The 23,841-nt window shown below is 50.7% G+C and carries 20 protein-coding genes; 6 read left to right on the forward strand and 14 right to left on the reverse strand.

The genetic code is table 11. The features are described from left to right. Positions 1-35: 35 nt before the first annotated feature. The 13 genes from I0P70_RS15845 to dapF form a co-directional block, all read right to left on the reverse strand. The gene (locus I0P70_RS15845; RefSeq protein ID WP_230392246.1) at positions 36-1,163 is read right to left on the reverse strand and encodes a hypothetical protein; all 1,128 of its coding nucleotides are present in this window, start codon (positions 1,161-1,163) and stop codon (positions 36-38) included. Next, positions 1,144-1,809, reverse strand: coding sequence for a hypothetical protein (locus I0P70_RS15850; protein WP_196119897.1), 666 nt, complete (start codon positions 1,807-1,809; stop codon positions 1,144-1,146). Before I0P70_RS15850 ends, I0P70_RS15845 begins: the two co-directional genes overlap by 20 nt. Before the next feature lie 27 nt (positions 1,810-1,836). Next, a complete protein-coding gene (locus I0P70_RS15855; protein WP_007659677.1) occupies positions 1,837-2,394 on the reverse strand; it encodes an RNA polymerase sigma factor in 558 nt (185 codons plus the stop codon). 392 nt (positions 2,395-2,786) lie between these two features. Beyond that, a complete protein-coding gene (locus tag I0P70_RS15860; protein WP_196119899.1) occupies positions 2,787-4,361 on the reverse strand; it encodes an aldehyde dehydrogenase family protein in 1,575 nt (524 codons plus the stop codon). Positions 4,362-4,525: 164 nt separating this feature from the next. Beyond that, positions 4,526-6,019, reverse strand: coding sequence for a Do family serine endopeptidase (locus I0P70_RS15865; protein WP_196119901.1), 1,494 nt, complete (start codon positions 6,017-6,019; stop codon positions 4,526-4,528). Between the two features lie 176 nt (positions 6,020-6,195). Then, positions 6,196-6,702 (reverse strand): Hsp20/alpha crystallin family protein, encoded by a 507-nt coding sequence (locus I0P70_RS15870; protein WP_196119904.1) that lies wholly within the window; start codon positions 6,700-6,702, stop codon positions 6,196-6,198. A gap of 145 nt (positions 6,703-6,847) precedes the next feature. Further along, the gene (locus I0P70_RS15875; RefSeq protein WP_196119906.1) at positions 6,848-7,624 is read right to left on the reverse strand and encodes a DUF2490 domain-containing protein; all 777 of its coding nucleotides are present in this window, start codon (positions 7,622-7,624) and stop codon (positions 6,848-6,850) included. Between the two features lie 5 nt (positions 7,625-7,629). Continuing rightward, positions 7,630-8,829: a M20 family metallopeptidase gene (locus I0P70_RS15880; RefSeq protein ID WP_196119908.1), complete on the reverse strand. Its 1,200-nt coding sequence runs from the start codon at positions 8,827-8,829 to the stop codon at positions 7,630-7,632. Positions 8,830-8,949: 120 nt separating this feature from the next. Further along, positions 8,950-9,459 (reverse strand): sporulation protein, encoded by a 510-nt coding sequence (locus tag I0P70_RS15885; protein WP_230392247.1) that lies wholly within the window; start codon positions 9,457-9,459, stop codon positions 8,950-8,952. After that, positions 9,443-10,114, reverse strand: coding sequence for a deoxyribose-phosphate aldolase (gene deoC, locus I0P70_RS15890; RefSeq protein WP_196120223.1), 672 nt, complete (start codon positions 10,112-10,114; stop codon positions 9,443-9,445). Before deoC ends, I0P70_RS15885 begins: the two co-directional genes overlap by 17 nt. Positions 10,115-10,250: 136 nt before the next feature. Next, positions 10,251-13,616 (reverse strand): preprotein translocase subunit SecA, encoded by a 3,366-nt coding sequence (gene secA / locus I0P70_RS15895; protein ID WP_196119910.1) that lies wholly within the window; start codon positions 13,614-13,616, stop codon positions 10,251-10,253. A gap of 820 nt (positions 13,617-14,436) precedes the next feature. Then, the gene (locus I0P70_RS15900) at positions 14,437-14,961 is read right to left on the reverse strand and encodes a GNAT family N-acetyltransferase (protein WP_196119912.1); all 525 of its coding nucleotides are present in this window, start codon (positions 14,959-14,961) and stop codon (positions 14,437-14,439) included. A gap of 3 nt (positions 14,962-14,964) precedes the next feature. Beyond that, the gene (gene dapF / locus I0P70_RS15905; protein ID WP_196119913.1) at positions 14,965-15,750 is read right to left on the reverse strand and encodes a diaminopimelate epimerase; all 786 of its coding nucleotides are present in this window, start codon (positions 15,748-15,750) and stop codon (positions 14,965-14,967) included. Between the two features lie 101 nt (positions 15,751-15,851). On the opposite strand from dapF, the gene I0P70_RS15910 reads away from it, so the two are divergent. The 4 genes from I0P70_RS15910 to I0P70_RS15925 all read left to right on the forward strand — a co-directional run bounded on the left by I0P70_RS15910 (position 15,852) and on the right by I0P70_RS15925 (position 19,573). Next, complete coding sequence (locus I0P70_RS15910) at positions 15,852-16,742, forward strand: class I SAM-dependent methyltransferase (protein WP_196119915.1); 891 nt, start codon at positions 15,852-15,854, stop codon at positions 16,740-16,742. Between the two features lie 18 nt (positions 16,743-16,760). Continuing rightward, positions 16,761-17,381, forward strand: coding sequence for a toxin-antitoxin system YwqK family antitoxin (locus I0P70_RS15915; RefSeq protein WP_196119917.1), 621 nt, complete (start codon positions 16,761-16,763; stop codon positions 17,379-17,381). 411 nt (positions 17,382-17,792) lie between these two features. After that, positions 17,793-18,746: a phosphatase gene (locus tag I0P70_RS15920; protein ID WP_196119919.1), complete on the forward strand. Its 954-nt coding sequence runs from the start codon at positions 17,793-17,795 to the stop codon at positions 18,744-18,746. A gap of 32 nt (positions 18,747-18,778) precedes the next feature. After that, a complete protein-coding gene (locus tag I0P70_RS15925; protein ID WP_196119921.1) occupies positions 18,779-19,573 on the forward strand; it encodes a DUF5602 domain-containing protein in 795 nt (264 codons plus the stop codon). Positions 19,574-19,672: 99 nt separating this feature from the next. On the opposite strand, the gene I0P70_RS15930 is transcribed toward I0P70_RS15925, so the two are convergent. After that, on the reverse strand, positions 19,673-22,060 hold the full coding sequence (locus tag I0P70_RS15930) for a hypothetical protein (protein ID WP_196119923.1): 2,388 nt from the start codon (positions 22,058-22,060) through the stop codon (positions 19,673-19,675). 189 nt (positions 22,061-22,249) lie between these two features. On the opposite strand from I0P70_RS15930, the gene I0P70_RS15935 reads away from it, so the two are divergent. Both I0P70_RS15935 and I0P70_RS15940 read left to right on the forward strand, forming a co-directional pair. Next, positions 22,250-23,317: an Ldh family oxidoreductase gene (locus tag I0P70_RS15935; RefSeq protein ID WP_196119925.1), complete on the forward strand. Its 1,068-nt coding sequence runs from the start codon at positions 22,250-22,252 to the stop codon at positions 23,315-23,317. Positions 23,318-23,320: 3 nt separating this feature from the next. Then, on the forward strand, positions 23,321-23,659 hold the full coding sequence (locus I0P70_RS15940; protein WP_196119927.1) for a hypothetical protein: 339 nt from the start codon (positions 23,321-23,323) through the stop codon (positions 23,657-23,659). Positions 23,660-23,841 lie beyond the last annotated feature (182 nt).

Consider the following 23,841-nt stretch of genomic DNA (forward strand, 5'->3'; position numbering starts at 1 on the left):
ACCCAATCGGCGATAATAGGTTATAAATCAATTTGTTATTTTGTAAACTTCACATCGTTATACTTGGATGTGATGTTGATAGAACCTTTGGAAGTCGAGTTACCATACTTGCCCTTATACTCCGCTGAAGTATGGCCCTTCTCCAGGGTGGTAAACTTCACGAGGTTGCGATCCACTTTGAAGTCGGCAAACTGTACGTTCACATTAAAATCGAAGGCTGAATCATCCTCAAAGTGAAGCTGAATCGGAGCGAAACCGCCACTCACAGAAATGGTCTTGAAGTTTTTCTTCACATTGTCCACTCTAAACGAGCCGTATTTTATATCCATCTCCAATGCCTCAGAGAGATTGCCAATCTTCAGATCGCTGAACTTGGAGGAGCCATTTACACCATTGGTGTTGCCTAGATTTAAGGTAGAGTAAGCTAAATCTACACTGCCTTTGTTGAGGTAACCGATCGTATTCGGTGTGCTTTGGCAAAACGAGGCTTTAATGGAATTTGATGCATTCGCCAGGTTACCCACTTTAAATGCTCCATGACGCACATTCAGGTCTACTTTGCCTTTCATGTCTGGCAGGTATACGTTGCCGAAGCTGTTCTTTACCACCAGATGGTTATCTTCTGGCATGTTCACCGTGTAGTTGATCTCGAAGCTCTGGTGTCCGCTTTTGGAGTTAACAGACCCCATTTCGGTTTTAACCATGATTGTATTGCCACTACGGCTGTCGGTTACGTTGATCTTGTTGAGCATCTCCTGGGCGGTTTGCTCTGAGTTGGCACGGCTGATGATGTCTACCTTCACCTGTATCTCGTTGCGATTCCAGGTATTCACGTGCACGTTGCCGAACTTGTTGTCGATGTTCAGCACATCCGACTTGCTAACCTTATAGGTCTTGTCGAAGCTTTTACGCTTTTCTGAACTGTAGGTATAAACCTCAGCTTCCTGCCAGCCTGACTGATGCGGATGCTCCACCAGAGGAGGCGCTGGTGGCAAAGGAGGAGCAGGTGGCAGTGTCTGCTGCGCAGCTAGGGCTGGTGGCGCAGGCGGCATTTGGCTTGGACAAGGCTCTGGCGCATAAGGCTGTGCCATGGCCAGGGCTGGTAGTATCACCAAAAGCGTGGCTAGATGGTAGCGCAATGATTTAAATAGTTGTCGTTCCATTGTTCTGTGGTTCAGTAGTATCCTGTTCTTTTATAGCTTCTATTTTCTTGAGTACTTCCAACTGACGGTTCAGCACTTCGATCCGGATCTGCAGGTTCTGGATCATGGCCGCCATCACCTGGTCGGTGTTCGGCGTGGTATGTAATTGATTCTTGAGTCGGGTATAGCTGCTGTCGAGGCGGGCCAGTTCGCGGTCAATTTCACGTGTTTCGTCCAATCCGAGCACTTTCAGGTCGTATTCGCTCAGCTCTTCCCGCTTACTGTTGATTTGGCTGGTGTAGAATACCTCCACCTCGGCCAGTTCCGGCGCTACCTGGTACACTGAAGGCTGCTCACCCGCTGCGGCATTCGCAGCGATGGCGTTTGTTGCAGTCGGGCTATTCTGTTTCACTGTCCAGAGGGTAATGCCGCAAGCCAGCAAGAGCACGATGGTAGCGGCAACCCGCATGAACATGAAGTCAGCCGTGAAGTTGAGGCGCTCCCCGAAGTTGATGCTGATCACCTTCGCTTCTTTGCGGGGCTTCTCCTCTAGTGCCTTTTGTGTATTCAGCTCGGAACAGATCTCCTGCCAAAGCTCCGGTCTGGGCTCGAATACATCGAAGTCCTCCCGGTTTTCATTCACAAATTCCTTTAATCTATCTTTCATCTCTCTCTACTTTATCATTACCCATGGCTAGGCCATGGAATGTGTGTCTTTCATAATCTCCAGAAGCTTTTTGCGGGCCCGGCTATACTGCGACTTCGAAGTGGACTCGCTTATACCCAGTACCTCCCCAATCTCGGCATGATCGAAGCCTTCCAGCAGGTATAAACTCAGCACCACTCTGTAGCCGTCTGGCAGACGCTGTATGGCGCGGCGCACCTGCTCTACCTGCCACTCGGTGTCGTCATCATACTCCTCGTCAGGTATGTCACCGGCGATGCGGTCTTCGAGCGGCACCAGTTCCGAGCGACGCTTGCGCACCGCGTTAACTGAGGCATTGATCACGATCCTTTTGAGCCAGCTCCCGAATGAAGCTTCTGCTTTATAAGAATGCAGGTTTTTGAAGGCGCTGATGAAGGCTTCCTGCAGCACGTCCTCAGACTCGGCATAGTCGTTGGTGATGCGCATACTCACGTTAAACATGGCCTTGGAGTACAGTTTGTACAGTTCGTACTGGGCACGGTTATCCCCTTCCCTGCAGCGCTGCACCACCTGTGCATTTACATCCTGAAAAGTGCCTTTTTCCAAAATCGCCTCGTTTATCGTGTTCTTTGCCTTGTTAGTCGACTTATTCTCTTATTTCATCTTATATCTTTGCCTCCCCTTCCTACTTTCTGCACTAAAGACACAAGTGAATCCGTTGGGTTGCATCAAGTTGCAAAATATTTTCAAAAATTATCCGTTGCTCCCAGTTGCATTACAGCACTTCACTTATTTGTCAGGTATGGCCACAAAAAAAGCCAGCTCTGGATGGAGCTGGCTTCCTTGTCTGAATCAGGATTTTCTGGATTCCTTAGGATGAGCATGATTAGATTACCTTTTGTGGTAGATGTAACACTTATTTAATCATGAAGCAGTAATCTATCTTAGAAGACATACTCAATCCTGTCTATCTTTCGTAATCCTTGAAATCCTGATCCTTAATCCATAATATCAAACTTGATGCCTTGCGCCAGTGGCAGTTCGCGGCTGTAGTTGATCGTGTTGGTCTGGCGGCGCATGTAGATTCTCCAGGCATCGGAACCGGACTCTCGACCACCGCCTGTATCTTTCTCGCCACCGAAGGCACCACCGATCTCAGCACCGGATGTACCGATGTTCACGTTAGCGATACCGCAATCAGATCCCCAATGGCTTAGAAAGGCTTCTGTTTCGAGCATGTTGGTAGAGAAGATGGACGAAGAAAGGCCCTGCTTCACACCGTTTTGAATGTCGATGGCGATCTCTACGTCACCGCTATACCTGATCAGGTATAAGATCGGCGCGAAGGTCTCTTCCTGCACCATATGGTAGTGGTTCTCGGCTTCTACGATGGCTGGCGTCACATAGGTACCGGTTGCGTATTGCTCGCCTTCCAGCACCTCACCACCGATCAATAGCTTGCCACCTTCTTTCTGCACCTCCTCCAGCGCATTCTGGAAGGCCTTCACGGCGTCCTTGTCGATCAGCGGACCAACCAGCGTGGTATCGCTCAGCGGGTGACCGATCGGCAGGTTCGGGTAGATTTTGAGCAAGCGGTCGCGTACCTGATCAAAAATATTTTCGTGGATGATCAAGCGACGGGTAGAGGTACAGCGCTGTCCGCAGGTACCTACGGCACCGAACACCACGGCACGAAGGGCCATTTCGATATCGGCATTCTCAGTCATGATGATGGCGTTGTTGCCACCCAACTCTAACAGCGACTTGCCCAGGCGAGCGCCAACGGCCTCGCCCACTTTCTTGCCCATGCGGGTAGAGCCAGTAGCCGACACCAATGGCACGCGGGTATCATGTGCCATCAGACTGCCGATTTCAGCATCGCCGATGATCACATTGAAGATACCTTCCGGCAGTTCGTTGTCGGCCAGCACGTCGCGGATGATGTGCTGACAGGCAATGGCCGTAAGCGGAGTCTTCTCTGATGGCTTCCAGATGGTCACGTCGCCGCAAGCGGCTGCCAGCATGGCATTCCAGCTCCAAACCGCTACCGGGAAGTTGAAGGCTGAGATAACGCCCACGATGCCCAGCGGATGGTACTGCTCATACATGCGGTGCTGCGGACGCTCAGAGTGCATCGTGTAGCCATGCAGCTGGCGGGACAGACCCACTGCAAAGTCGCAGATATCGATCATCTCCTGCACTTCGCCGAGGCCTTCCTGCAGGATCTTACCCATTTCGTAACTCACCAGCTTGCCAAGCGCCTCTTTGTGCTCACGCAGCTTGTTACCGATCTCTCGTACAACCTCACCTCGTTTCGGTGCCGGTACGGTGCGCCACACCTTGAATGCTTCCTGAGCGGTGCTTACCACTTGTTCGTAGTTGTCGGCAGTGGCCATGTTCACGGTCGCAATCAGGTTGCCGTCGGCTGGAGAGTAAATGTCGCGGGTAGTGTTATTTTCGCCGCCCCAGTTCAGGCCAGTGCTGTAGGCTGGGTTCAGTTCTTTTATACCTAGCTGCTGCAGCACATCGGCAATCGCCTTCGTCAATGGCAGTTCATCTATGGTCTGTTTCATAATTTTACCTGTGTTTTGGGTTAAAGGTGTTGTAACTGTGATCTACAGCAGCGAGCTGACAGGCAGACCGCTCTGCTGCATGAAGATAGGCCTTTTTTCTCTTCTATTAAAACAAAAAAGCTTCTGCCATGCATGGCAGAAGCTTTTTATGTCGTGGTTAGGTCTTAGCGCTTCCCGATCGGGTAGTAGGCTTTCAGACCGTCAGGGTATACACCCTCAATATAAACAATGCCGGTCTCAAAGTTCTTCAGGTGGCGCTCCACATCGGAAGGCACGTTCACCGCATACTTATCGATACGGGTAATGATGAAGCCGTCTTTCATTCCAGTGTCACGGAACTTGCTTTTGGCTACATTCGCGATCTTGGCGCCACCGTCTATACCTAGTTTGTTCATTTCCTGCTTGCTTACTGCCTCAAATGTAGCACCGTCAAATGTTACGGAGTTAGCTGTGCTACGCTTCGAAATCTCGGTACTGTTATTCAGGTTCTTCAGGGTTACATTGGCTGTGCGACTCTTGCCATCACGCAGGTATTCCACCTTCACTTTATCACCAGGACGGTAGCGGGCCACCTGCTCCAGCAACTGCGAAGAGCGAGCTACTTTCACATCGTTGATCGCTGTAATTACGTCACCATTACGAAGACCGGCTTCTTTGGCACCACCTTCTTCTACTTCAGCCAGGTACACACCATTGAGCGTGCTCAGGTTTTTCTCTTTCGCCAGGGCAGCATCAATTTCCTGAATGCGGGCACCTAACAGGGCACGCTGCACTTCGCCAAACTTGAGCAGGTCGTCTACTACCTTGCTTACAATAGCTGAAGGCACAGCAAAAGAGTAACCGGCAAAAGAGCCTGTCTGCGATGCAATGGCGGTGTTTATACCCACCAGGTCACCGTTCAGGTTTACCAGAGCTCCCCCACTATTACCCGGGTTCACAGCCGCATCTGTCTGGATAAATGACTCGATGCTCAGGTCGCGGTTTTGGGTAGTGCGCAGGATGTTAATGTTACGCCCCTTGGCACTCACGATACCTGCTGTTACTGTGGAGGTCAGGTTCATCGGGTTACCTACGGCCAGCACCCACTCCCCTACCTGCAGGTCGTCTGAGTTACCGTAGCGTATTACAGGCAATTTATCCGCGTTGATCTTTAACAGAGCCAAATCAGTGGTAGGATCGGTACCAACAAGCGTGGCTTCAAACTTACGCTTGTCGTCCAGTGTCACTTCTATCTTGTCGGCACGGTCGATTACGTGGTTGTTGGTCACGATGTAGCCGTTCGAGGCGATGATCACGCCGGAGCCGGAACCCATCTGAGGGCCACGTGGCACGCGCTCTCCAAAGCCGTCGCCAAAGAACTCACGCAGAAACGGGTCCATGGGCGTATTGCTGCGTTGTGCCGTGCGTGCACTGTACTCGGTCATCACGTGTACCACGGCAGGTGTAGTTACCTGGGCTGCTTTTATAAAATTAAGACCTTCCGGCACGATCACATCGCTGCTGCGCATATCGCTCGTGTAGCGTACGGTTGGGTACTGCTGTTGAGTCTCTACTCCCTGCGGACTATCATTCTCCAGCAACTTATAGCTGCCTACTGCCACACCGCCGCCCATCAGCGCCGAAAGTGTGAGGCCAACAATAAACTGTTTCGTCTTCATGTATTGAACTCCTCCTGATTGGTGAATATCTAATATTAAGAATTATATATATAACAAACCTATAACGCTAATATACTATACGGTGGTATACAAGGTCAAGGCAATTCGCATTCTTTAACATTTCTATAACAAAAAAGAGGCCAGTTTAGGTGGCCTCTTTTCTGTGTGATGTTCTCTTATTTATCTTTGCCGTTCTCAGAGGCTGTGGCTGCCACACGCTTTTGTTTCGCTGGCTGCTTCGCTTCTTCCCCGCCTGAGATCGTGATCTGGCGCTTCATAGTTTTCTGCTCGTCTTTTGGCACGTTCACCACGAGCACGCCGTCCTGCAGTTGTGCAGAGATCTTGTCTGCGTCTACATTGTCAGGCAGATAGAAAGAGCGGGAGAAAGTACCATACTGGGTTTCCAGCATCTGGTAGCGACGGCCTTCTTCTTTCTTCTCGAAGCGGCGCTCACCTGAAATGGTCAGCTTGCCTTCCTGAAAATCAATGGCAATGTCCTCTTTGCGAATACCAGGCAGGGCTACTTCAATTTCATAACCGTTCTCAGTTTCGCAGGCATCAACATGTGGCGTAAAACCAGCGAAGCCCCTGGAGTTTACAGACTCGTTGAAGAATCTGTCTAGCATTGAGCTGAAAGTCTGAGGCATGTCATCCTGCATGCCATTATATTTTCTAAGTACCATAAAACCTCCTTTTTTTAAGTTTTTGTTTTCACTTACAATCAGGATATAGCCAAAAGTTTGCCAAGCGTTTTATTTTATAAAATCATGAAATAATGTCATTTAATAAGTCGCTTAAAACTGACGTGCCTGTCAATTTTTCAGAGATCTAATAGGTATAGCTGCCTGTAGAAACTGCTCTATTGATAGTGTACTTCAGTTCTAAACCAAAGACGGGTGAAATGCGGTTGCGCTTCGTGGTATAACCCGGCTCAACCAAAACCCCGTCTTCGTCATATTTTGGCCCTAACTCTACAAAGTAGTAATCGGTCTGACGGAGGAAGTAAGGCGTGACACGAAACCGCTCGCTAATCTCGTAAGTGGCGTCCAATCTGAGACGGGTGCGGTCGATGGTGCGTATCAACAATTCGTTTGTTTCTTCGCCGAACTCCTTCACCACAAACATCTCGTAAGAAAGTGACGGCGTGATGAAGCGCTGCCCCAGCGGAAGGCGCTTGCCCAACTCTGCCATCAGCCTGAACCGTGCGAAAGGGTCGCGCCGCTCCTGGTTCACGTAATCGAGCATCAGCTGTTTGTTGAAATATAAGCCCTTGATGTTACCGGCATGGCGGATAAAAGCCGAGGTAAAGTTACTTGTAGGCATATCTTCTTTGGCATAGCGGAACATGGCACCTGCCAACCAATGGTCGTTAAAGGCATGCTCATAGCCCAACGTGAACTCAATCCGCTCAAAACTGCCCACGCCATTGTAGCGCTCGTCGGTGTTGATGCGGTACTGGTTCTGAAGAAACAGCAGACCGCTCTCCCCTAGCCCATAACTCAGTTGCAATTCAGGCCAGATGGCGGTAGGCGCTTTTATTTTGCTTTGGGCCTTGCTCAGAATCGGCAGTGCTGCCAATGCAAGTATCAGGTATAGCTTTCTCATAAATATTATAGATTATCAGCTGCCAGTTCCTGCACGGCTATCCAGGCCATCAGCCCGATGCCGGTTTCCAGTGCTGCTTCGTCAATGTCAAATGTTGGGGTATGCACACCCGAAGTGATGCCTCGCTCCTCATTGCGGGTACCCAATCGGTAGAAGCAGGCAGCCACTTCCTGTGAGTAATAGGCAAAGTCCTCGGCTCCCATCCACAGGTCAAGGTCTACGACATTATCCGCTCCCAGGTATAGCGCTGCTGCCTCACGGGCACGACCGGTCAGGTCAGGGTCGTTCTTCAGGAAAGGGTAGCCAAACTTGATGTCGATGTCGCAACTGCCTCCCATGCTTTCGCAGAGTCCCTCGGCCAGTTTGCGTATACGGCTGTGCGCCTCTTTGCGCCATACCTCATCCATCGTCCGGAAAGTACCTTCCACCTTCACTTCATTCGGAATCACATTCGTTGCTCCCAAGGCCTCTACTTTGCCAAAGGAAAGCACCGTTGGCACCTTAGGGCTGGCATGCCGGCTCACGATTTGCTGCAGCGCCACGATCAGGTGCGAGGTGATCAGCACAGGATCTACGTTGAGTTCCGGAAGCGCCGCATGGCCGCCTTTGCCTTTTACCGTGATGTAGATTTCGTCGGCACTGGCCATGTACATACCTGACCGGAAGCCAACTTTGCCGGCCGGCAGCATCGGGAAAACGTGCTGGCCGATTATACCTGCTGGTGCTGGTTGTTGCAGCACACCTTCTTTGATCATAATGGAAGCACCTCCAGGGAATTTCTCTTCTCCCGGTTGGAAAATCAATTTTACGGTGCCTTCAAATTCATTGCGTACCTCCTGCAGAATACGGGCAGCTCCCAACAAAGAAGCCGTGTGTACATCGTGCCCGCAGGCATGCATCACACCCTCGTTCTTCGATTTGTAATCTACGGCATTCTGCTCAGTGATCGGAAGCGCATCCAGGTCTGCCCGCAGGGCGATTGTTTTGCTCTCTGGGTTTCGTCCTTCGATCATGGCTACCACTCCGGTGTTAGCCATGCGGGTAGTTTCCAGCCCATAGCTTTGCAGCACCTGCTCCACATAAGCAGCCGTATTGTGCTCTTCAAAAGAAAGCTCCGGGTTGGCATGGATATGCCGGCGTATACCTACTGTGTCCTGGGTATAGGTTGTGGCCAGCTCTTTTATTTTCTGTGCTAATTGATTCATGTAAGTAATAGGGCAACAGACCATTGGCGGTCCTGGTATCTTCTGTCAAATATAAAAAGAAAAACGTTGCAGCCGCCTGAGCAACTGCAACGCTGTATACCTGTAGCGGGTCGCTATACCTTAGTTTTTAGGAATATTGATCTGCTCCTGCACAATGTGGGCGTTGGGTATCAGGTCACTGATCTGATTGAGCACCTGCTGCGCCTCCATACGGGTGAAATAGTCGCCTATCTTGAGTCTGAAGTTTGGCTGCTGATAGGTCAGGTAGTCCTTCTCCTCCGGCACGCGGGCGATGATCGCTTTGCGCAGGTCCATCACGGTCTGGCGCTCTGAACCATTGTAGGCTAGTATGCGATAGCCCTGTGCATAGCGTATGTTCTTGTTCACGCTGGCCACCGAATCCATCAACACGGCTACCTTGGCATTGGCGTGGTTAGTCGGTTCTACCCTGGCAGCTGCCGGGGCATTGGCCGCATCGGCCGGGTAAGTCGGACGGTATACGCTGATGTCATCTACTACACGGGCACTGGTGGTTCTGTCAGGTGAGCTGGTGCGGGCCTCTGCTGACGGCTTGCAGGCCGATGATACTATCAGGGCAATAATAAAAAGAAAACTAAGCGCTCTGTTCATGCTTCACAATTTGGATACTGGCAGAGCAACCTAACCGGTCGGCTCCCGCCTCAATTAACGCCAGGGCATCGGCGTATGTTTTAATGCCACCCGATGCTTTTATTTTGATATGGCTCGGCAGCACGCGGCGCATCAGCTGCACGTCTTCCACCCGGGCACCACCTGATGCAAAACCTGTTGAGGTTTTCACGAAGTCCACACCTGCCGCCGCGCATATCTCACAGGCTTTGGTGATTTCGTCCTGCGAAAGTAAGGCCGTCTCGATGATCACTTTCAGTTCCGCCTCTTTCAGGTGGCAGAAGTTCGCCAGGTCACTCAGCTCGTTCTGTATCTCGCTATACCTGCCAGATTTAAAGAACGAGACATTCATCACGACATCAATCTCGTTGGCTCCATCGGCTATAGCCTGGTGCGTTTCCAGAAACTTTACTTTCGGATGCTGGTAACCCAACGGAAAGCCTACCACTGTGGCCACTTTCACTCTTGCGCCTGGTCCCAGTTGCTCGGCAGCTGCCTGCACATAGCATGGTGGCACGCACACTGCCGCAAAACCGTAGCTGCGGGCCTCGTCACACAATTGCATCACCTGCTCGGCTGTTGCATCAGGTCGCAGAATGGTGTGGTCTATATAAGTAGCTAATTCTTCTCCTGACATAATTCTTGACAAAAGATGTTTTAAACAAAGACAAAGGATATAAAGCCGGGCTATGCACCCGCTCTTATATCCTTTGCTTTCAGATGATCATATAAAAGAATAGCCGCCAGACTTTTCAGAAGGCGGCTATCTGGGATTAGTCTTCAATCAGTACGCAGCGGTTGTGGAGCAAATCCTCCTCTACCGTTTTGAACTTCACGTCCTTTAGCACACGGCCATCGTTGTACTGCACACTTACGCGGTCGTTACGACCGGCCACTTTTTGTGAGTGGGCAGGCATCACCTTCTCTGGTTCCGGTGCGTGCATCGGGCTGCTGTTTTGCTCCAGCGAAGAGTGTACTTCCTCTTTCTGCTCATGCAATACCGGCGGCTTTGGCATTTGCGGCGGGCGCGGCTCTTGCACTTGCTCCGGCGCCTGTACTGGTATGTAAGCATGGAACAGGAAGGATACCGTCTCCTCGTTTACCTTGCCGATCATACGCTTGAACAACTCAAAAGACTCAAACTTGTAAATCAAGAGCGGGTCTTTCTGTTCGTACACGGCGTTCTGCACTACTTGCTTTAGGTCGTCCATCTGGCGCAGGTGGTCGGTCCAGGCCTGGTCGATCGTACCCAGCGTAATGATCTTCTCCATGGCACGGATCAGCTCCATGGCATGCGACTCGTACGTCTTGGTCAGGTTCGCCACGGCGGCCAACTGGCGCTTGCCGTCTGTAAATGGCACGGCTACGTTCTCGATCATCGGTCCGCGGTTCAGGTGGATGTTCTCGATAATCGGGAATGCCTGCTCGGCTATCTGCTTGTTCTTAGTCAGGTAATGGTTCAGGGCCTCGTTGTATAGACGCTCTGCCAATTGATTGGCCTGACCAGACTTAAACTCATCTTCTGTGATGCTGGTATTGATACCGAATACACGGATGATGTTCAGCTGGAAGTTGTCGTAGTCAGCGGTGTTCTTGTAGTTCACCACCATGTCTTCGCTGATATCATAGATCATGTTCCAGATATCGAGCTCCAGACGCTCTCCGTACAGAGCATTGCGGCGGCGCTTGTACACCACTTCACGCTGGGCGTTCATCACGTCGTCGTACTCGAGCAGGCGCTTACGCTGTCCGAAGTTGTTTTCTTCCACTTTCTTCTGCGCACGCTCAATCGAGTTGGTAATCATCGAGTGCTGAATCACTTCGCCTTCTTCCAGACCCATGCGGTCCATGAGGCGGGCGATACGGTCAGAACCGAACAGACGCATCAGGTTATCCTCGAGCGACACGAAGAACTGCGAAGAACCTGGGTCACCCTGACGACCGGCACGACCACGCAACTGGCGGTCAACGCGGCGGGACTCGTGGCGCTCTGTACCGATGATGGCCAGACCACCCGCTGCTTTCGATTCAGGAGCCAACTTGATGTCGGTACCGCGACCTGCCATGTTCGTAGCAATGGTTACTGTGCCTGGCTTACCAGCCTCAGCTACAATCTCGGCTTCGCGCTGGTGCTGTTTGGCGTTCAGCACTTGGTGCTTAATCTTACGCAGTGTGAGCATACGGCTCAGGAGCTCAGATATTTCCACTGATGTGGTACCCACCAGCACAGGGCGTCCAGCTTCTGTGAGCTGCACAATCTCATCAGCTACGGCGTTGTATTTCTCACGCGTGGTTTTGTATACCTTGTCGTGCTCGTCTTTTCTGGCGATTACACGGTTGGTAGGTATAACTACCACGTCCAGTTTGTAGATGTCCCAGAATTCGCCTGCTTCAGTCTCGGCTGTACCCGTCATACCTGACAGTTTGTGGTACATACGGAAGTAGTTCTGCAGCGTCACGGTGGCGTAGGTCTGCGTGGCATCCTCTACTTTCACGTTCTCTTTCGCTTCGATGGCCTGGTGCAGACCATCCGAGTAGCGACGTCCTTCCATCACACGACCTGTTTGCTCATCAACGATCTTCACCTTGTTGTCCGGCGTCACAATGTATTCCGTGTCTTTCTCGAACAAGGTATAGGCCTTGAGTAACTGGTTAATGGTATGCACACGCTTGGTCTTCTCCTGGAAGTCAGCGATCAGTTTTTCTTTGGCGTGAAGCGTTTCTTCTTCGTTCAGCGAGGTGTTGTTCTCGATGTTGGCGATTTCCGTTCCGATATCCGGGAGGATAAACAGCTGCGGATCTTCGCCCTGACCAGTGATCAGGTCAATGCCCTTTTCAGTCAGTTCGATCTGGTTGTGCTTCTCGTCAATGGTGAAGTAAAGCGGCTCGTCGGCCTCTGGCATCATGCGCGAGTTGTCCTGCAGGTAGTAGTTCTCTACCTTCTGCATGATAGCGCGGTTACCCGTTTCGCTCAGGAACTTGATCAATGGCTTGCTCTTAGGCAAACCACGGTAGGCGCGGAACAAAGCCAGACCACCGTCCTGTGTATTTCCTTCTTTGATCAGGCGTTTAGCCTCTGTCAGGAAGTTCATCACTACTTTGCGCTGTGCGTCTACGAGTGTAGCGATGCGTGGCTTCAGCTGGTAGAACTCGTGCTCATCGCCACGTGGCACCGGACCGGAAATGATCAATGGTGTACGGGCATCGTCAATCAACACGGAGTCCACCTCATCGACCATGGCGTAGTGGTGCTTGCGCTGTACGAGGTCTTTGGTTTCGCGTGACATGTTGTCGCGCAGGTAGTCGAAGCCGAATTCGTTGTTGGTACCGTAGGTGATGTCCGCACGATAGGCGTTGCGGCGGGCTTCAGAGTTAGGCTGGTGCTTGTCGATGCAGTCGATGGTGATACCATGGAACTCGAACAAAGGCGCCATCCACTCAGAGTCACGACGGGCCAGGTAGTCGTTTACGGTTACCACGTGCACACCGCGCTTCGAAAGGGCATTCAGGAAGGCAGGCAGCGTTGCTACCAGTGTTTTACCTTCACCTGTGGCCATCTCGGCGATTTTACCCTGGTGCAGCACGATACCACCAATCAACTGCACATCATAATGCAGCATTTCCCATGTGATCTCGTTGCCGGCAGCCATCCACTTATTAGCCCATATAGCTTTGTCGCCGTCGATCTGCACGTTTGGTTTGCGGGCTGACAGTTCGCGGTCCATGTCGTTGGCGGTTACCACCAACTGACCGTTCTCTTTCCAGCGACGGGCAGTTTCTTTAACAATGGCAAAACCGACAGGCAGTACTTCCATCAGCACTACCTCCAGTTCTTTATTGCGGTCCTTTTCCAGTTCGTCGATCTCTGAGAAAATATTCTCTTTCTGCACGATGTTCAGCTCCGGCTCATCGGCCACACGCTTGTGCAGAGCAGCTATCTTTTCGTCGATCGGCTTAAGGCGCTCGTCAATGATCCCCTTGATCTCGAGTGTCTTCTGACGAAGCTGGTCGTCGGTGAGGCTATTAAGCTTTGCGTACTCCTCGTTAATTTTGGATACGTAAGGCACTACCTCCTTTATATCTCTGTCGGACTTGGTTCCGAATAGTTTCGCAACGGTTTTACCGAAAAAATCAAACATCTGTATTTGTTATTCTTAAATGAAATCCTGCGTTTGCAATATCGTCAAAAATAAGCTGTTTTTCTGATATATCTAAGGCAATGCACTAAAACAATACCAGAATGACAGCTGCATGGCGTTTCTGCCATATTTGCCGATAGGCTATACATATTTCCTCAACAAAGCTCAGGCAGTGTAAATTCCTGTGTCAGAAAGGGAAAGTAGTAAGATGAGTTGTGGCATTGTGACAGGATGAAGGTTGTTTCGTTTAGTCAATCGAGTAAGCCTCCGCGCTTTTGTCTGCTATTATAAGGGCGTGGAGCCTATGGTCCGGGTATAGCTATGGCACTATTGCAGGTATAGCAACCCGCTTTGTAGCTTCGCCTGTGCGGCTGGCACCGTATGTCCTGGCCGGACGGGCCTTACTTTTTTCCTTGATGAAAAAAGTAAGCAAAAAAATCAAGACGCTCCAAACTCGCTGAACGCTCGAACAGTGGAGCGCCGCAAAGCGCACATGGCACCTTTGTTTATTGCATAGTTTAACGTGAGTTAGTCTTGCTATACCTGTCAATGTTATGTGACAGATACTACAAGGCTTATACTTGAAAATTAGTAATGGCAGAAATTCCCCTCTCGGGGTAGGGGCCCTCGAAAAGGAAGCAGCAGGGGTGGGTTAACAGTATACATTTACAGCTACTATAGTTATACCTACCGGCTAGTAGTTATTTACTCCAGTAGTTATTTACTACATCGCTTACACCTGAGGATTGGTATTGGCTGCAAAGTCCTCCTTGGGGGCAGGGGGATGACAATCATGCACGAAAATCCTGTTGATCCTGATTCAGACAGGAAACACCCGCTGCATCTCAACCACATTATCCCAAGTCCCATCGGACCTATGCAGCCAATCCCGGCGCATACCTACCTCCTCGAAACCGGCATTTTTGAAAAGCTTGATGCTGCTATGGTTGCTGGCGGTAATGCTGCAGTATACCTGATGCAGTTGCAGGGTGTGCTGGCAGTAATCAAGCAAGAGATTTAACGCTTCGGAGGCGTGGCCTTTGCCGCGATACTGGGCCGACACTACAATGCCTATACCTGCGCGGCTGTGCAGTGGGTCGAAGTCGAAGAGGTCGATGGCGCCGATGGGCTCCTGTGCCTGGTTGCAGATGACCAGTCGGAGCTGCTTGACGGTATAGATATCGAGGGTGGCATTCTCGAGGTATTGCTCCAGCACAAACTTACTGTAGGGAGTAAGCGTGTTGCCCACATGCCATGTGGAGGTATCGTTTTCTAAGGTATAGAGAAAATCCAGGTCGGTGGGCTCGAGCGCCCGTAGGTAGGTATGTTCGGAACGGAGAAACATCTATTATACCTTCTCCGGAACCGGCACCGTACCTGTGAACACCAATTTAGCGGGGCCGATCAGGTAAATGTAGCGGAAACCCATACCGTCCTGCTCAAAAGCTACTTTCAGATTACCACCAGGTGTCTTAACCGAAACAGGGCTTCCCATACCTGTCAATCCGGCCACAAGCGCGCAAGCCGTTACGCCGGTGCCGCAAGACAGAGTTTCGTCTTCCACGCCACGTTCATAGGTACGCACATAGATTTCATTATCAGAAAGGCGCTGCACAAAGTTAACGTTGGTGCCTACTGCGTTGAAGCGGGGGCTATACCTAACCAGATGGCCTTCGGCATACACATCCAGGTTATCGACATTCTCCACGAAACGCACATAATGCGGCGAACCGGTATTGAGGTAAAAGTCATCTTCGATGCGCTCTACTCCTACCACATCAGTCATCTTTAGCTGAATTTCTTCGCGCTCGATCGTAGCCTGGTGCTCACCATCGGCAGCCAGAAAATAAGCCACGTCTTCGATTACACCCAACTGTTTGGCAAAGCGAACCGTGCAACGGGCACCGTTTCCGCACATAGATCCCAGTCGACCATCGGCATTGTAGTACACCATCTCGAAGTCGTAGTCGTCGTGGTTTTGCAGCAGGATCAGACCGTCAGCGCCTATACCTGTGCGGCGGTTGCAGAGGCTTTTGATCAGTTGCTCGTCAGTTGCCGGGAAGGTCAGCTTCCGGTTGTCGATCATCACGAAATCGTTGCCAGTGCCCTGGTATTTGTAAAAGCTAAGTGCCATATAGTAGAAACATTTAATCCGGCGCTTGCGTGCAATTTTCAGGCACGGCATATAATTCGTAATTTGCCAACCTTACACAGCCGGATATAAACAGCAAATATATGTATTCCTTTTTAACAACAGAAAACTGGTCTGACTACGAACTCGTTGACTCAGGTAATTTTGAAAAGCTGGAGCGCTTTGGCCAGTACTATGTGGCACGCCCCGAGCCGCAGGCCATCTGGGACAAACACCTGCCCGAATCGGAGTGGCAGCGCATGGCGAATGCCGTATTTACCCGCGATAAAGGTAGCCAGGAAAAAGGTCAGTGGAAGCTCAAAAAAGGAATGCCGGAGCAGTGGTATATCGATTACCAGTACAGCGACATGAAGCTGCGCTTTCGCCTGGGCCTGTCTTCGTTTAAGCACGTGGGCCTGTTTCCGGAGCAGGATAGCAATTGGAAATTCATCTACAACAAAACCCGCTCACTGAAGACTAAAACGCCAAAGGTGCTCAACATGTTTGCCTATACCGGTGCTGCTACTCTAGCTGCCAAAGCCGCCGGTGCCGATGTCACTCACCTCGACTCGGTGAAGCAAGTGAACTTCTGGGCACGCGACAACATGGAGGCCAGCGGCCTCGACAATGTGCGTTGGATCGTGGAAGACGCCATGAAGTACGCTCGCCGTGAAGTGAAGCGCGGCAACACCTACAACGGCATCATTCTCGACCCTCCCGCCTACGGCCGTGGCCCAAACGGTGAGAAGTGGCAACTGGAAAATGAGCTGAACGATCTCATCAAACTCTGCCACCAGATGCTCGACAAAACCGACTACTTTCTTGTGATCAACCTCTACTCCCTCGGCTTCTCGGCCTTGATTCTGGATAACCTGATGCGTTTGACTTTTGGGGAGCAGATTAAGAATGAAGAGTTAGGCGAGATATACCTGCACGACAGAGGTGAGCGGAAATTACCTCTAGGGACTTTCTTTCGGTTTAGTTCGGAGGGGTAGTAGGTAAAGACTTTGAATATGCTTACGAAAAGATTCAATTTCTCCTTCTTGTTAGTCCTAGTAGTGCTATTAAATAGCAGATGTAGTAACAATGAACAAAGAGTTGTTACATACTATTTTGATGATGGGAATATTGAAGCAGAGGTGCATATAAAAGGTAATAAATTAAATGGCCCAGCTAAATACTACTATCCAAATGGTAAGCAAAAGGAGCTAATACCTTATGTTAATGGAAAATTAGAAGGCGAAGGCCGTGAATACTTTGAGGATGGCAGTTTGAAATCAGCAAGAAATTACATGAATGATGAATTGCACGGTTGGGTAATGGATTATGACGAAGTGGAAATTTTAAGAAACAGGACGAAGTATAGCAACGGAAGAATAGTATTTAATGTCTCTTTCTATCCAAATGGAGATACCTCAGCTATACATGAGAACGGACGAACATTCATATTCTTTGAAACCGGAAAGGTAAAACACGTTCTTTGTGCTACTGAAACGGAAGTTTTTAGTGCGGTACAGTTTAACGATAATGGAGATATTATAAAGAGAGAGGGCCAACTAGATTGCCTTACCAGTAGAGATTCTCTACTAATAGAAACCCATTACCCGGGCTGGTGTAAAAAGGAAGCTATTTAGCTTCACTAAAATAATTTTACTTCAAACTGAAAAACACTTTATTAGCACATCGCTAAATGGTGAGCCGATTTATATTATCATTTACGAGGTTTCCTTAAATACATACTCGCTACCTATAACAAATATGATTCTACTAAAAGGGGGATTATCGATCGGCATGCTGTCTGCTTTTCTAGGGGCATTCGTAGGCGCAGTGGCAGTTTTCATTTGGTCACACATCTATGCGACCAAAACCCCATTTTATTATATGAGTTATACTAGCTACTCGGTGATACAGAAAGTTCTCGTATATCTGTTCTTTCTGCTATTTGCTCTTATATCCGCAATAGTAGCTTTTTATATTCTTTTGTTCTCGATTGCGGCCATTTTCGCCTCTTTTGATAATATTTAATGAGAAACTTACCCTCCCCTATGACCAAACGCCTCGCACTCATCGACATGGGCACCAACACCTTTCACCTTCTCATTACAGAAGTAGATGAAAATGGGAACCGTACAGACTTTGTGAAAACCAAGCTGCCGGTACGACTCGGGCAGGGCGGCATCAGCAAAGGCACCATTGCGCCGGAGTCGTACGAGCGGGCTATGAAAACACTGAAGGATTTCCGCAGGCAGATCGACGAGTACAACGTGGAGACGGTGCGGGCCATGGCGACCAGCATGGTGCGCAACGCCAGCAACGGTGAGGATTTCATCAAAGACATTTACAAGCAGACCGATATACAGGTAGAGATAATAGACGGTGGCCGGGAAGCTGAACTGATCTATTACGGTGTGCGCTCGGCCGGTGTGCTCGACGGTCAGACCTCTCTGATCATGGATATCGGCGGGGGTAGTGTGGAGTTTATCATCTGCAATGACCAAGAGATCTTCTGGAAACAAAGCTTTGAAGTGGGTGCACAGCGACTCATGGATAAGTTCTTCACCGCCGATCCTATACCTGATGCGCAGGTAGCTGCCGAGAAACAATTCCTAGCAGAGCAGCTGCAGCCGCTCACTAAGGCTGTGGAAAGGTATACGCCTGCCCGACTGGTAGGCGCATCCGGCACTTTCGACACCCTTTGTGACATCGATGCGTTGAGCCGCGGCGACAATGCCCGACAACTTTCGCAGCCTGCCACTGCTGCCTTGCAGGTCTCTGACTTCTACAAGATATACCAGGAACTGCTGCACAAAACCCACGACGAACGCCTGGCTATACCAGGTATGCTGGAGATGCGGGTTGATATGATCGTGCTGGCGAGTATCCTGGTGGATTTCGTGTTGGAGACCTATAATCTGAAAGAGATTAGGGTGTCGGCTTACGCCCTGAAAGAAGGGGTACTGCAAAAGGTGCTGCAGGAAGAGGGCTTCAACAACGCTTAAATAAGAACGCATCTCAGATTATACTTACCACCATGGTTCCTGAACGATTATTCCAGATCAGCTTCATGCTTTCGCTGGTCATGCTGCTCTCCGGCTGCAACGACCATGACAATGAAACTTCACCTTTGGCTAACCAGACTATACATGGCAAGACCATACATGTAGGAGAAGGTACTGCTTACAGTTGGGCTACTTTTGATGAAGCCGGAAATCCCGCTGCTGTCGGGGTACGCATCTCGGAACAGGCCGTTAATACGCTCCCTCAACAAGACAACTCCGAAGGGCACGGACACATGATCTACTACGAAATGGAGCTTCCGGAAGAGATCATGCAACAGACGCCTTTCAAGCATATCGTGATGGACTGGAACCCGATGGGGCACCCGCCTGCGCTGTACGAGTTGCCTCACTTTGATGCGCACTTTTACATGATCTCGTCGGCAGAGCGCAAGGCAATCGGCGACGAAGCTAGCGATCCTAAACTAATGATAGAACCTGCTCCACGCTACCTGCCAGCAGACTATATTGATGTGCAGGTGAACGTACCGCAAATGGGCAAGCACTGGGTAGACCGGTATAGCCCGGAGTTGAATGGTGAGAAATTCACCCAGACCATGATCTATGGCTCTTATGATGGCCGCGTCATCTTTTTTGAGCCGATGTACACGGTGGAGTACCTGCAGTCGAAGCCTGATGATACTTTTGACCTGAAGCAGCCAGAAGAGTTTCAGCAAAAAGGCCTCTACTACCCTACCCGCTACGGCTTCCGCTATGATGCAGAAAAGAAGGAGTATGTGATCTGGCTCGATAACATGCAGCTGAAATAAGATGCTATACCTCTCTGGAAACAAAAAAGCCTGCTGTTCAAGCAGGCTTTTTTGTTGTTGATGGTACCCTTCGGCTATACATCGAAGCTTATAAGAAGCTTAGCCCTTCGCCAGTTTCTTGCGCTCCTTTTCGTAAGCCTTACCTAGATGCTTCAGTTTTTTGTCACCTTGGGTATAAGAAGCTGCCATCACCTTGGCCGTTTCGGTCTGACCGCTAGTTACGTCTTTTATAGCTAACTGTATACCTAGCTGTTGCTGTGTTTTCTTGGTTTTGCCTTTAGAATAGCCCCTGTCGAGCAGGTTAGTGAGCAGCTGCAGAGCCGCTTTTTCTTGCCGGTTGCCCGTGAAATGATCTACTACAGTTGCGGTGAAGGCCAGCTTGCTTTGCTCCCGTGCAAAGTTGTAGAGCGAGATGTGATCCAGCCCAAAGCGAGCAATTGACTTGCTCAGGTAGTGCTGCTCGGCATCATTATACCTTTGTATGGCATCGGTATAGCGACCAGTCGCCACCATGCGATTTGCCTCTTCGAGCATACGCTGGTAAGCAACAGCATCGGCAATAGTGGCACGCCCATCTTCTGCCTTAAACGTGGCGATGGTGCAAGTTGCTTTCGCACCTGCTGCGTTGAGGGCAGCCTGATAGGCCTGATCGGCTGCGATGAATTTCTTCTCGCTCACCAATGCTTTCGCATTTTGGTAATGACGGTCATAATCAGCCTGCACATTCAGACATTCCTGCGTAAAAATGCGATCACGTAGCTCGATGTACTTGGCCTGTACCTCGGTGTCACGCTCCAGGGCATAACGGCTGCGCATATTTTCAGCTGAACTGGCCACTGCTCTGGCATCGCTCAACCGGTTGCTCATGGCCAGGGTATAACCATCTGCAAGCTGACTTAGCAGCACCGGTTTGGCAGCCTGCTGCAGCAAGTTACTTAGCTCACGCACAGGCTGAAAGGTATAGCCCTGCTCCAGCGCCAAGGCCAACTCAAATTGCTCCAGTGCATAGCGGTAGTCTTTTGACTTAATAGCTTGCCGTCCTTTGTCGATGTGCTGCACATAGTACTGGTACTTCACTTGCCCCTGTAACTCGGCAGCTTCAGTGGCATCGTGCAGCAGGTAGTCGTACTGGCGTTGGAAGGTATAGGCATCATCTGCCATCTGCTCAGCTTGTGCCAGATCGCCACGGCTCAGAGAGCGCTTGCCCTCCTCTACCATGCTGCGATAATAGCCATACACGGCGCGGCCTTCTCCGTCATTCAGCGCAGGCATGTTGCAACGCAATCCGCCCAGGGTGCTGCACAGGGCGCGGGCATCGGCATAGGCAGCTACGGCACTACGGTAGTCGCCGCGGCTGTTGTGGGCATGGCCTTCTGCCATGAACGAACTGTAGATGTCGTGCGCCAGCCCCAGCGCCATCTGCTGAGTCTCAGGGTCTACCCGCATCTGGGTAAGGATGTCGCGGGTGCGGCCGGCAGCCTCGTGCACGTTGCCGCTCATAAAGTCCAGACGGGCCAGTTGCAGGTGTGCAGGTGCAAAACGTGGGTTCACCTCCAACGACTTTACAAAGTAAGTGCTGGCAGCCGCCAGGTTGTTGCGGGCCATCAGACTGATGCCTCTGTTATAAAACTGCTGGTCAAGGGTAGCCAGGGTATGGTTCACCGCTTTGCGACGCTCTTTCAATAACTGGTTTACTTGGTTCGCCTTAGCAGTATAGCGCTGCGGATCGTACTGGTTCAGGCTCAGTTTATCAGAAAAACGCTTGTTCTGCAGCTTCTTCAGCATTTCTTCCATATCGCTTAGACGCTGATCCTGCTGCTTAATGCGGTCCACATCGTCGTGCTTGATCAGGGCGACATCCTGCAGCATTTTGTTCAGGGTGGCATCGGCTGCATAATATTCTTTGATCAGACTGATCCGCTCCTCCAGTTCCTGGACATCGGCATGGGTATACATCAACTCCAGTCCTTCCACTTTCAAGGTATAGCCTTGGCTGTTGGCGGTGTCTGGCACGGTGGTTCCCAGGGCCACGATGCCATTTGGCTTTAGGTTCAGGGCAGGAAGGCTAAAGCGCTTTACTTCTTTCTGCTGGCTGTTGAGCAAACGTACCGTCATCCTGGTCTGCTCCGGCAAGAGCACGCTGCCCAGGTCAAAGCCACGGTAATGCAAATCGCCGCTCACGCCTATTTGCTGCAGCTGTACCTTGATCTGCAATTGATCACCGGCTTTGGCAATGCGTGCCTGCTGCTCCAGTCTTACTACAAACTCAGGCTTGCGGCTCGGGCGCCCGCCGGATTTGCTGGTAGTCGTGCCTCCTTCGGTTAGCAACTGTATCAGCTTGTTGCTGTTTACCTGACTGCTGCTGCCAGCCGCCTCCTGCTTGATCAGGAAAGAGACAGGTATAGCTTCATTAAACACGAGCCGGCTCTGTGCCTGTACTGCAACAGTCGCTGTGAGTATCCAGATCAGAAGTAATGCTCTTTTCATAGTCGTATTGTTTTAGCCTGTTTTGGCCAAGTCAAAATCCATTCCACTTTTCTACCAAACTCCGAAAGTATAGAAAAAAGGGTATATAAATGATGTTCAGAGGTATAATTTCCGTGAAGGACAATCGCATGAGGAATTGCGAGGCATTGGCCTGATATTTTTTTAATTTGCGGCACTAACAAGATTGCTATGTACCCATACCGACACCTCTTTGATTTCACCCGCGAGATTTTCCTGAACATCGGCTGCTCTTTGGAAGATGCCCAGCTAGCGACCCAGGTACTGCTGGAGGCTGACCTGCGCGGCGTAGACTCCCACGGCGTAGCCCGCCTGAGCGGCTACATTCGCCTTTGGGAAGCCGGCCGCATCAATCCGAAGCCAAACATCAGCATTGTCCACGAAACACCCAGCACCGCCACAGTAGACGGCGACGGCGGATTGGGCCTGGTGGTGGCGCCGCGTGCGATGGAGATTGCCATGAAGAAAGCAGAGAACGTAGGTTCGGGCTGGGTGTCGGTGCGCAACTCGAACCACTTCGGTATAGCGGGCTACCATGCCATGCAGGCCCTGCAGCACGACATGATCGGGATGGCCATGACCAATGCCAGCCCGCTAGTAGCACCAACGCACTCAACACAACGCATGCTGGGCACCAACCCGATTGCAGTAGCTGTGCCAACCAATGAGCAGCCTCCTTTTGTAGCTGACCTCGCCACCACCACTGCTGCTAACGGCAAGCTGGAAATACTCCAACGCAAGCAAAAGCAAACGCCAAGCGGCTGGGTACAGACGGCCATCGGATTGGGCTCTACCAACCCTTTTGAAGTACAGGCTGGCGGTGCACTGCTCCCGTTGGGCAGCACCAAAAACCGCGGTAGTCACAAAGGCTATGCGCTTGGCTCTATCGTCGATATTTTCTCAGGTGTGCTGTCGGGTGCCAACTATGGCCCGTGGGTACCGCCTTTCGTCAGCTTCCTCGCTCCTCCCGCCGACCCGGTGGGCCAAGGTATAGGGCACTTTTTCGGCGCTATGCGCATCGACGCCTTCCGCCCTGCCGACGAGTTCAAGCACCACATGGACAACTGGATCAATGCCTTCCGCAACGCCCAGGTAAAACGTGGCGAAAAAGCCGTGCTTATACCTGGCGACCCGGAGCGCATCATGACAGCCAGACGTCTCCAGAAAGGTATACCATTGTTGCCGCCTGTTGAGAAGGATTTGGCAGAGGTAGGCAAGAAGTTCGGTGTAAAATTCTAAGTCATGGCGACGGACAAAGGTATAGCCTTGTTTCGGCTATTAGGCTTAGGCTCCACAAGGCGCAGTATCCTGATGCTGGTGCTATCCTGGATCCTGAATGTAGCCTGGCTCGGGTTCAACTACTTTTGGCGGCTTGTTCCGGAATCAGTGCTGATTGCTATACCTGTGCTCCTGTTATTGTATGGACTAACTGCCCTGATCGCCTATGTGTATTGGGGTGTAAAAGGTGTACGGGAACAAGATGAACCATACGCCAGTGTCATGGTGGGGGTAATTGTCGCAATCACGCTGCTATACCTGAACTATACCTTACTTGACGCGCTGCTTTCGCTTAGTCGCTAACCCTAATTGCAAAACGTAGGCTTAGTGCAAGTATAAAACTACCTCTAACCGATGCTGGAGATCAAAATCGAAGATCCAAAGAATATCTGCCAAAACTTCTTGCCTATCTGTCAAGAAACTTAGCTGAAGGGAGTTTAAGTCTATGCTAAGCTGCTACCAAGATCCTTTCAGGATGACAAAAT

The sequence above is a fragment of the Pontibacter sp. FD36 genome (assembly GCF_015686655.1).
Taxonomy (GTDB): domain Bacteria; phylum Bacteroidota; class Bacteroidia; order Cytophagales; family Hymenobacteraceae; genus Pontibacter.